This is a genomic window from Pseudomonas fluorescens (genome assembly GCF_000967965.1).
GTDB classification, from domain to species: domain Bacteria; phylum Pseudomonadota; class Gammaproteobacteria; order Pseudomonadales; family Pseudomonadaceae; genus Aquipseudomonas; species Aquipseudomonas grandcourensis.
Genome location: NZ_LACC01000057.1, coordinates 938 through 10,998, shown reverse-complemented (window position 1 = coordinate 10,998; position 10,061 = coordinate 938). Strand labels below are relative to the sequence as shown.

The 10,061-nt window shown below is 58.8% G+C and carries 9 protein-coding genes and 1 pseudogene; 7 read left to right on the top strand and 3 right to left on the bottom strand.

The window, feature by feature from the left end:
* Positions 1 to 108: pseudogene (gene dppD / locus VC35_RS30170) on the top strand (dipeptide ABC transporter ATP-binding protein DppD); the annotation flags it as partial.
* Positions 108 to 1,088: a peptide ABC transporter ATP-binding protein gene (locus VC35_RS27905; protein WP_046043945.1), complete on the top strand. Its 981-nt coding sequence runs from the start codon at positions 108 to 110 to the stop codon at positions 1,086 to 1,088. The pseudogene dppD and the gene VC35_RS27905, both read left to right, overlap by 1 nt.
* Before the next feature lie 196 nt (positions 1,089 to 1,284).
* Here VC35_RS27905 and VC35_RS27900 read toward each other — a convergent pair whose 3' ends face one another.
* Both VC35_RS27900 and VC35_RS27895 read right to left on the bottom strand, forming a co-directional pair.
* A complete protein-coding gene (locus VC35_RS27900) occupies positions 1,285 to 1,539 on the bottom strand; it encodes a hypothetical protein (protein WP_046043944.1) in 255 nt (84 codons plus the stop codon).
* Positions 1,540 to 1,874: 335 nt separating this feature from the next.
* A complete protein-coding gene (locus tag VC35_RS27895) occupies positions 1,875 to 3,458 on the bottom strand; it encodes a peptide chain release factor 3 (protein WP_033040112.1) in 1,584 nt (527 codons plus the stop codon).
* A gap of 327 nt (positions 3,459 to 3,785) precedes the next feature.
* Between VC35_RS27895 and VC35_RS27890 the strand changes: the two genes are divergently transcribed.
* The 5 genes from VC35_RS27890 to VC35_RS27870 all read left to right on the top strand — a co-directional run bounded on the left by VC35_RS27890 (position 3,786) and on the right by VC35_RS27870 (position 9,060).
* Positions 3,786 to 4,502 carry an ABC transporter permease gene (locus VC35_RS27890; protein ID WP_046043942.1) on the top strand — a complete coding sequence of 239 codons (717 nt, stop codon included), beginning with the start codon at positions 3,786 to 3,788 and terminating at the stop codon, positions 4,500 to 4,502.
* Between the two features lie 20 nt (positions 4,503 to 4,522).
* Positions 4,523 to 5,416: a glycine betaine ABC transporter substrate-binding protein gene (locus tag VC35_RS27885; protein ID WP_046043940.1), complete on the top strand. Its 894-nt coding sequence runs from the start codon at positions 4,523 to 4,525 to the stop codon at positions 5,414 to 5,416.
* A 12-nt stretch (positions 5,417 to 5,428) separates the two neighbouring features.
* Positions 5,429 to 6,082: an ABC transporter permease gene (locus tag VC35_RS27880; protein ID WP_046043938.1), complete on the top strand. Its 654-nt coding sequence runs from the start codon at positions 5,429 to 5,431 to the stop codon at positions 6,080 to 6,082.
* Positions 6,079 to 7,236, top strand: coding sequence for an osmoprotectant ABC transporter ATP-binding protein OsmV (locus VC35_RS27875; RefSeq protein ID WP_046043937.1), 1,158 nt, complete (start codon positions 6,079 to 6,081; stop codon positions 7,234 to 7,236). The genes VC35_RS27880 and VC35_RS27875 overlap by 4 nt, the downstream gene beginning before the upstream one ends.
* A gap of 660 nt (positions 7,237 to 7,896) precedes the next feature.
* Positions 7,897 to 9,060 (top strand): type III PLP-dependent enzyme, encoded by a 1,164-nt coding sequence (locus VC35_RS27870; protein ID WP_046043936.1) that lies wholly within the window; start codon positions 7,897 to 7,899, stop codon positions 9,058 to 9,060.
* 83 nt (positions 9,061 to 9,143) lie between these two features.
* On the opposite strand, the gene VC35_RS30165 is transcribed toward VC35_RS27870, so the two are convergent.
* Positions 9,144 to 10,061: reverse transcriptase domain-containing protein (locus VC35_RS30165; RefSeq protein ID WP_046043934.1), on the bottom strand; the 918-nt coding region annotated here is incomplete at its 5' end.

Below are 10,061 nucleotides of genomic sequence, written 5' to 3'. Positions count from 1 at the left end.
CGCTGCCCGTACGTGAAAGACAACTGCCGTCAACAACGTCCGGCCCTTGACCAGAAAAGCAACAGCCTCGCTCGCTGCTTCTACCCGCTGAACCAGGAGGTGGCGTAATGGCCGTCGTTCTTACCGCCCGCGACCTGACCCGTCACTACGAGGTGTCCCGTGGCCTGTTCAAGGGTCACGCCACCGTGCGCGCCCTCAACGGCGTGTCGTTCGAACTGGAAGCCGGCAAGACCCTCGCGGTCGTCGGCGAGTCGGGTTGCGGCAAATCCACCCTGGCCCGTGCCTTGACCCTGATCGAAGAGCCGTCGTCCGGCTCCTTGAAAATCGCCGGACAGGAAGTCGCCGGCGCCGACAAGGCCCAGCGCAAGCAACTGCGCAAAGACGTGCAGATGGTGTTCCAGAGCCCGTACGCCTCGCTGAACCCACGGCAGAAAGTCGGTGATCAGCTCGCCGAGCCGTTGCTGATCAACACCAACCTGAGCGCCGCGGAACGTCGCGAAAAAGTCCAGGCGATGATGAAGCAGGTGGGCTTGCGGCCCGAGCACTACCAGCGTTATCCGCACATGTTCTCCGGCGGTCAGCGCCAGCGGATCGCCCTGGCCCGCGCGATGATGCTGCAACCGAAAGTGCTGGTGGCGGACGAACCGACTTCGGCGCTGGACGTGTCGATTCAGGCGCAGGTGCTCAACCTGTTCATGGATTTGCAGCAAGAGTTCAACACCGCCTACGTGTTCATCTCTCACAACCTGGCGGTGGTACGCCACGTGGCCGACCATGTGATGGTGATGTACCTCGGTCGCCCGGTGGAAATGGGCACGAAAGAGGACATTTACTCCCGTCCTCTGCACCCCTACACCCAAGCGCTGTTGTCGGCGACGCCGGCCATCCACCCGGATCCGAACAAGCCGAAAATCAAGATCGTCGGCGAATTGCCCAACCCGCTGAACCCACCGTCCGGCTGTGCCTTCCACAAGCGCTGCCCATATGCCACCGAGCGTTGCAGCACTGAAGAGCCGGCCCTGCGCCTGCTCGCCGGCCGCCAGGTGGCTTGCCACTACGCCGAGCAATTCCTCGACGGCGCGGCATAAAAAATGTGGGAGCGGGCTTGCTCGCGAAAGCATTGTGTCAGTCGATGTTAATGGTGACTGACGCGACGCCTTCGCGAGCAAGCCCGCTCCCACAGGGATTGAGTTGCTCACATTCCTGATGCGTTGACCAACCCCTTCCGCCTTGATTGCGCATCAGTCAGGTAGAAGGGGTTTTCTTTTATCTGCCATTGAGCGACTACGTCTGGCTGTCGCCCTCTTCCTCATCGGAGTCCGGCTCGTCGGTGGTCGAGTCATCGTCGTTGTCAGCCCCACCCTGCCCCTGATCTCCCGGTTCCGATTCGGATTTGGCGATCATCAACCCCGCATAACCCGCCTGCCCGCTCGAAGCCTGCTCACCGTGGTTGGTGCACTCGGCCCATGCCATCGAAGTGCCGAGCGAGAGCATCACCATCACCTTCAACAGCAGTAAAACGCGAAACAACCTGTTCATAGCCGATTCCTTCCTTTCGTTGAGTGCCTGTCTGGCGCTGAGTCAAATCTAGTTCCGATCAGCCGGGTTCTCCAGATTGGACGCTGTCGAGCGGGGGAAAATGCAGTGGGTTGGGAGATTGGTTTGGAATAGGGGTTATTCCCGTTTCAGCTAACACCGAAGCACCCTGTAGGAGCGAGCCTGCTCGCGATGGATGCTAACGATGACGCGCTCTGTCTGGATAAACGCAGCGCGGCTGGAATCATCGCGAGCAGGCTCGCTCCTACAGGGAATTGCAACAGGCAATAAACCCCGCTGCTTTCGCAAACGGGGTTTTGGGTATTTCAACTCAGCGCTTAGTGATGCTCACGGGTCGCACGGAATTTCACGTCCGGCCAGCGCTCTTCCATCAGGGCCAGGTTGACCCGCGTAGGCGCGAGGTAGGTCAGGTGACCACCGCCGTCCAGTGCCAGGTTTTCCACAGCCTTGTTGGAGAATTCCTCAAGCTTCTTCTTGTCGCTGCATTCGATCCAGCGTGCTGAGTAAACAGTGATCGGCTCGTAGGAGCACTCGACCTTGTATTCCTCTTTCAAGCGGCTGGCGACCACATCGAACTGCAGCACACCGACGGCGCCGAGGATGATGTCGTTGCTGCGCTCCGGGAAGAACACCTGGGTCGCGCCTTCTTCGGCGAGCTGTTGCAGGCCCTGACGCAGTTGCTTGGATTTCAGCGGATCCTTCAGGCGTACGCGGCGGAACAGTTCCGGGGCGAAATGCGGGATACCGGTGAAGCCCAGGACTTCGCCTTCGGTGAAGGTGTCGCCGATCTGGATGGTGCCGTGGTTGTGCAGGCCGATGATGTCGCCGGCAAACGCTTCTTCCAGCTGCTCACGCTCGGAGGAGAAGAAGGTCAGCGCGTCGCCGATGCGCACGTCCTTGCCGGTGCGCACGTGGCGCATCTTCATGCCTTTTTCGTACTTGCCGGAGCAGATACGCATGAAGGCGATACGGTCGCGGTGTTTGGGGTCCATGTTCGCCTGGATCTTGAAGATGAAGCCCGAGAACTTCTCTTCCACCGGTTCCACGGTGCGCTCGTTGGCCACGCGTGCCAGCGGACGGGGTGCCCAATCAACGACAGCGTCGAGGACGTGGTCGACACCGAAGTTGCCCAGCGCCGTACCGAAGAACACCGGGGTCAGTTGGCCGTCGAGGAACTCCTGCTGGTTGAACTCGTGGCAGGCGCCTTGCACCAGTTCCAGCTGTTCGATGAAACGCTCGTACTCGTCACCCAGGTGGGCGCGTGCTTCATCGGAGTCGAGCTTCTCGATGATCTTGGTTTCGGTGCGCTCGTGGCCGTGACCGGCGGTGTACACGATGATGTAGTCATCGGCGAGGTGATACACGCCCTTGAAGTCGCGGTAGCAACCAATCGGCCAGGTGATCGGCGCCGCCTTGATCTTGAGGACGGCTTCGATTTCGTCGAGCAGTTCGATCGGGTCGCGGATGTCACGGTCGAGTTTGTTGATGAAGCTGACGATCGGCGTGTCACGCAGACGGCAGACGTCCATCAGGGCGATGGTCCGTGGCTCAACACCTTTACCGCCGTCGAGAACCATCAACGCCGAGTCCACCGCGGTCAGGGTGCGGTAGGTATCTTCGGAGAAGTCTTCGTGGCCCGGGGTGTCGAGCAGGTTGATCATGTGTTCGCGATACGGGAACTGCATGACCGACGTGGTAATGGAGATACCACGCTGCTTTTCCATTTCCATCCAGTCGGAGGTGGCATGGCGATCGGATTTACGAGATTTCACCGTACCGGCTACCGCAATCGCCTTGCCCATCAGCAAGAGCTTCTCGGTGATGGTGGTCTTACCGGCATCGGGGTGGGAAATAATGGCGAAAGTGCGGCGTTTCGCGACTTCGGCGGCCTGTTTGGTCATGGGAAATCGCCTGGCAGGTGATTCAAAAAAGGGCGCAGATTATAGCCCAAGTTGATCCAAGAACCGAACCGTTGAGCACATTAGGGGTGGCCAAATGCTGCCGCAGATGGGAACCTTTTAAAGCACGGAGACGTCCACTCCCTCGTTACGACCACTCGTCGGGGGCCTGAAACACCTGCAATTCGGCCTGACGAGGCTGTGCTCATGGCTCGATTACACGCTGCTTTGCCGGCCTGATCGAGCTGCTTATCGCGACATTTTTTCGGCAGCCAAGCAAGGCGTTGCCACACGAAAAAGTGTTCGCCGACTGAAAAAAGGAGTCCGCCTGTGGCTATCCACTATGGCAAAGGGCTGATAGGAGGCGCGCTGGTATTCGCCCTTCTGGCCCTGCTGATCCAATGGATCGGCATCAACACGATCGAACACTACCGCGACGATTTGTTGTTTTACCTGCAAGCTCATCTGGTTCTCGTCCTCGCTTCCATGCTGGCCGCCCTTGTCGTGGGCATTCCTGCCGGCATCCTCCTCAGCCGCCCGTCCATGGTCGGCCGCGCCGAACGCTTCATGCAGTTCTTCAACATCGGCAACACCGTTCCGCCCCTGGCCGTCCTGGCCATCGCCCTGGGTATCCTCGGCATCGGCAGCGGTCCGGCCATCTTCGCCCTGTTCCTCGCCTCCTTGCTGCCCATCGTGCGCAACACCTATGAAGGCCTGAAAAACGTTCAGGGTTCGCTCAAGGAAGCCGCCGTCGGCATCGGCATGACCCCGCTCCAGGTGCTGTGGAAAGTCGAATTGCCCAACGCCGTGCCGATCATCATCGGTGGTGTGCGCGTGGCATTGGCGATCAATGTCGGGACGGCGCCGCTGGCGTTCCTGATCGGCGCCAACAGTCTCGGCAGCCTGATCTTCCCCGGCATCGCCCTGAACAATCAGCCGCAATTGCTGCTCGGCGCGGCCTGCACCGCCCTGCTGGCCTTGTTGCTCGACGGTCTGGTGACACTCGCCAGCCGCCTCTGGCTCGAACGCGGCTTGCGCCCGTCTTAAGCCTCGGCAAAGGAATCATCATGAAAACTTCAAGCTTTTTACTAGGCTGCGTCCTGCTGTTCGCAGGATTTGCCCAAGCCGCGGAAAAACCGTTGATCCGTATCGGCGCCCGGGTGTTCACCGAACAGACCCTGCTGGCGGAAATCACCTCGCAGTACCTGCGCACCAAGGGTTACGAGGTGCAGGTGACCGGCGGCCTGGGCAGCAATCTGGCCCGCAGCGCCCACGAAAGTGGCCAGCTGGACATGCTCTGGGAATACACCGGCGTTTCGCTGGTGGCCTACAACCATGTCACTGAAAAACTCGACAGTGAACAGTCCTACGCACGAGTAAAAGAACTCGATGCGAAAAAAGGCCTGGTCTGGCTCACTCCGTCGAAATTCAGCAACACCTACGCCCTCGCCCTGCCGAAGAACGTCGCCGACCAATACCCGCAGATCAACACCATCAGTGAGCTGAACACGGTGCTGCGCAAGGAAGCCCAGACCAACAACCTGGTGGCGCTGGATACCGAGTTCGCCAACCGTTCGGACGGTCTGGATGGCATGGTCAAGCTCTACGACATGAACCTGACCCGCAAGAACATCCGGCAGATGGACGCCGGTCTGGTCTACACCGCGCTGCGAAACGGTCAGGTGTTTGCCGGCCTGGTCTACACCACCGACGGTCGCCTCAACGCCTTCAAGCTGAAGCTGCTGGAAGACGACAAGCATTACTTCCCCGACTACACCGCCGCACCGGTGGTGCGTCAGGCCTACCTCGATGCGCATCCGCAATTGGCCGCACAACTCAAGCCGCTGGCTGAACTGTTCGACGACAACACCATGCGCGAACTCAACGCGCGGGTCGACGTCGAGCACCAAAGTCCTTCAGCCGTTGCCGCCGATTTTCTGCGCCAGCACCCGATCAATTAAGGAGGAAAAGTCATGGAATTCCTGAACGCCTTTTCCCATCTCGACTGGCAACAGGTGATCCACCTGACCTGGCAGCACATCACACTGGTCGGCATCGCCGTGACCCTGGCGATTGTAGTTGGCGTGCCGCTGGGCATCCTGATGACACGCTTCCCGAGCCTCGCAGGTCCGTTGCAAGCCAGCGCCACCGTGCTGCTGACCGTACCGTCGATTGCCCTGTTCGGCTTGCTGCTACCGTTCTATTCCAAGTTCGGCCAGGGCCTGGGGCCAATGCCGGCGATCACGGCCGTGTTCCTTTATTCGCTGCTGCCGATCATGCGTAACACCTACCTGGCCCTGACCAGCGTCGAGCCGGGCATCCGCGAAGCCGCCCGCGGCATCGGCATGACCTTCGGCCAGCGCCTGCGCATGGTCGAGTTGCCCATCGCCGTGCCGGTGATCCTCGCCGGTGTGCGCACCGCCGTAGTCATGAACATCGGCGTGATGACCATCGCCGCCACCATCGGCGCCGGTGGCCTGGGCGTACTCATCCTCGCCTCCATCAGCCGCAGCGACATGTCGATGCTGATTGTCGGCGCCGTGCTGGTCAGTGTGCTGGCCATCTTCGCCGACCTGCTTCTGCAATGGCTGCAACGCTCGCTGACTCCAAAAGGACTACTCAAATGATCGAACTTCAAAACCTCAGCAAGACCTTCCAAAGCAACGGCAAAGATGTGAAAGCCGTGGACTCGGTAAGCCTGACCGTCAATGAAGGCGAAATCTGCGTGTTCCTCGGGCCATCGGGTTGCGGCAAAAGCACCACGCTGAAAATGATCAACCGCCTGATCAAACCGACCTCGGGCAAGATCCTGATCAATGGCGAAGACACCACAGGCCTCGACGAAGTGACCCTGCGCCGCAACATCGGCTACGTGATCCAGCAGATCGGTTTGTTCCCGAACATGACCATCGAGGAGAACATCGTCGTGGTGCCGAAACTGCTCGGCTGGGACAAGCAGAAATGCCACGACCGTGCCCGCGAGTTGATGAGCATGATCAAGCTCGAACCCAAGCAATACCTGCATCGTTATCCACGGGAATTGTCCGGTGGCCAGCAGCAGCGGATCGGCGTGATTCGCGCCTTGGCGGCCGATGCGCCGTTGCTGTTGATGGACGAGCCCTTCGGTGCGGTCGACCCGATCAACCGCGAGATGATCCAGAACGAATTCTTCGAGATGCAACGGGCGCTGAACAAGACCGTGATCATGGTCAGCCATGACATCGACGAGGCGATCAAGCTCGGCGACAAGATCGCGATCTTCCGCGCCGGCAAGCTATTGCAGATCGATCACCCGGACACTCTGCTCGCGCATCCGGCGGATGAGTTTGTCAGCAACTTCGTCGGCCAGGACAGCACACTCAAGCGTCTGCTGTTGGTGAAAGCTGAAGATGCGGCGGACAACGCGCCCTCCGTCAGCCCGCATACCCCGGTGGCCGAAGCGCTGGAGTTGATGGACGAGCATGACCGACGCTACGTGGTGGTGACTTGTGCCGAGAATAAAGCCCTGGGTTATGTACGACGTCGTGACCTGCACCGTCAGACCGGCACCTGCGCACAGTACCAACGCGAGTTCAATGCCACGGCGGCGTACGACGAACATTTGCGCATCCTGCTGTCGCGTATGTACGAGTTCAATCGGGCGTGGTTGCCGGTGATGGATGCCGAGAGGGTGTTTTTGGGTGAGGTGACACAGGAGTCGATTGCTGCTTACTTGAGCTCCGGACGTTCGCGGGGGATGAAGACCAACATCGTGTCGCCAGCCGAGGCGGTGGTCGCCTGATCACTCATATCGCCCGGTAAAAAACGCAAAACCTGCAGGAGTGAGCCTGCTCGCGATAGCGCAATGTCAGTCAACACGATGTTGGCAGTGAAAATGCCATCGCGAGCAGGCTCACTCCTACAAGGTTTGTGCAATTTTTGAGTAATCGGCAGACCGGAAAAAAATATCAACAGCAGCGTCTGTAAAAGCCATCCTGATACACGCTCAGGAATAGTCAAATCCCCTCTCTGCCTACCTTTTCGCTGCCAACGTCGCCGATGTTGACGCTATCGTAGTTACTAGCGACTTAGCGCACAAAAGCGTCGAACGTGCAGGTATTTTTAACACTTCATAAATCTTCTGGAACATCCGACTGTCATCTGAGTCGGTTAAAAAGAGTGACGCTCGTAACGCGCGTCAGAAGAGTGCAAAAACGCGACATTTTTTGTTGATCTCAAGCCCCTCACGCCCTAAAGTTCGCGCCGAACGTCCATGCTGGAAACGATCCATCCGGCTCAAGTACTGACGACGAGACAGCAAGGCCAAGGGAAAGCTGCACTTCCCATGGCCTTTTTGCTTTCGGCGACATGCCTTGGGAAGTAGGCGAACCAAAGTGGGGATACGGAGGACGTTCATTTGCACCCATTGATTACTAACGTTTGCCAGTAGGAGCTCCCAGGTATGTCGATCCAGGTCGAAGACTATTTCGCGCGCGAAACCTTTCAGAAAATGAAGGCGTTCGCCGACAAACAGGAAACCCCGTTCGTGGTGATCGACACCGCGATGATCAGCCAGGCCTATGACGACCTGCGCGCCGGTTTCGAATTCGCCAAGATCTACTACGCGGTCAAGGCCAACCCGGCCGTCGAGATCATCGACCTGCTCAAAGAGAAAGGCTCGAGCTTCGACATCGCCTCGATCTATGAACTGGACAAAGTGCTCGATCGCGGCGTCAGCGCCGACCACATCAGCTACGGCAACACCATCAAGAAATCCAAGGACATCCGCTACTTCTACGAGAAGGGCGTGCGTCTGTTCGCCACCGACTCCGAAGCCGACCTGCGCAACATCGCCAAGGCCGCTCCGGGTGCAAAAGTTTATGTACGTATCCTGACCGAAGGCTCGACCACCGCCGACTGGCCGTTGTCGCGTAAATTCGGCTGCCAGACCGACATGGCCATGGACCTGCTGATCCTCGCTCGCGACCTGGGCCTGGTGCCTTACGGCATCTCCTTCCACGTCGGCTCGCAGCAGCGCGACATCAGCGTCTGGGACGCAGCGATCGCCAAAGTCAAAGTGATCTTCGAGCGTTTGAAAGAAGAAGACGGCATCCACCTGAAGCTGATCAACATGGGCGGCGGCTTCCCGGCCAACTACATCACCCGTACCAACAGCCTGGAAACCTACGCCGAGGAAATCATCCGCTTCCTGAAGGAAGACTTCGGTGATGACCTGCCGGAAATTATCCTCGAGCCAGGCCGCTCGTTGATCGCCAACGCCGGCATCCTGGTCAGCGAAGTAGTGCTGGTCGCGCGCAAATCCCGTACCGCTGTCGAGCGCTGGGTGTACACGGATGTGGGCAAGTTCTCCGGCCTGATCGAAACCATGGACGAAGCCATCAAGTTCCCGATCTGGACCGAGAAAAAAGGCGAGATGGAAGAAGTGGTCATCGCCGGCCCTACCTGCGACAGCGCCGACATCATGTACGAAAACTACAAGTACGGCCTGCCACTGAACCTGGCCATCGGTGATCGCCTGTACTGGCTGTCGACCGGTGCGTACACCACCAGCTACAGCGCCGTCGAATTCAATGGCTTCCCGCCGCTGAAGTCGTTCTACGTGTAAATACTGCGTAGAATCGAGTAGGAGGCGGCTTTACAGCCGCCGTCCTCTCACACCACCGTACGTACGGATCCGTATACGGCGGTTCAAGTTATGCGATTAAGCCGAGTTATCGTATCCGGTATTGAGACCAGACCAAGCCGATCCCACAGTTTCTTCGGTAGCGCGTGATTCAAATGCGCAGCTCCTGAGCTCCACCATGGGCCACGACCATTGAACGCCGATATGCAGGCGCGATGCCTACTGAGCCCCAGGCGTATCAAGTTACGAGCCCTTGTTGAGGGCTGTTTCCATTGACGCCATACGGCGCAGCGCAGCTTACGACGCACCCAGCCATCAAGCACCTCAAGTGGCCGCTTGCTTTGACTTAGCTTGAAGTAGCCAGCCCAACCACGCAGCATAGGGTTTATCCGCACGATGACGGTTGCCATCTTGCAACCCCGCGCTTTGTGTAGCAGGTCCCTGACTCGGTCACGTAAGCGACCCAGACTCATCGTCGCCACTCTTAACTTCGGCTGTCGGTGCCAGCTCATCCCATAACCCAGATAGTCACAGACCCAAGGCCGTGCCACACGGCTCTTTTCCCTATTCAGCGTCAGTTTCAGACGCTGGATCAGGAAGCACTCAACGCTGACCATCACTCGTTCACCCGCCCGACAACTGCGCACATAAATGTTGGCGTCGTCGGCGTAACGCACGAAGCGATGGCCCCGCCGCTCCAATTCACGATCAAGTTCGTTGAGCAGGATATTCGACAGCAACGGCGAGAGCGGGCCGCCTTGCGGCGTCCCTTCCTGCCGTCGGCTGACGAGACCGCCTGACATCGTTCCCGCTTCGAGGTAGCGACGGATCAGCGTGAGGACGCGTTTGTCTTCGATTTGACGCGCAACATGGGCCATCAGAACATCATGATTAACCCGATCAAAGAACTTCTCCAGATCGAGTTCCACGCACCAGCGGTGACCCGCCGCCGCGTGGGCACGGGCCGTTTCGATAGCTTGATG